Raw genomic sequence first — 235 nt, 5'->3', positions numbered from 1 at the left:
TGTCATCACCCTGCGCACCAATCTGACCGGCGCAAAATACACATTGGCAGTCCCTGCATTTGCCTATGATGAGGGGCTCAAAAACTTCTCTGATATCGCCAAGTTCAAAGACAAGCTCGGCAATAAAATCTATGGCATTGAACCGGGCAATGACGGTAACCGTCTGATCCTCGACATGATTTCCAAAGGTGCTTTTGACCTCAAAGGTTTTGATCTCGCGGAATCCTCAGAACAG

1 protein-coding gene is annotated in these 235 nt (G+C 47.7%); it reads left to right on the top strand.

The window, feature by feature from the left end; genetic code table 11:
* The coding region (locus tag HBA93_RS23585) for a glycine betaine ABC transporter substrate-binding protein (RefSeq protein ID WP_286202176.1) at positions 1-235 on the top strand (235 nt) is incomplete at both ends.

Source organism: Ochrobactrum sp. SFR4, assembly GCF_019730395.1.
In the GTDB taxonomy this organism is placed as follows: Bacteria; Pseudomonadota; Alphaproteobacteria; order Rhizobiales; family Rhizobiaceae; genus Pseudochrobactrum.
Note: the sequence above shows the minus strand (reverse complement) of the source record. Positions and strands in the feature narration are given on the sequence as shown.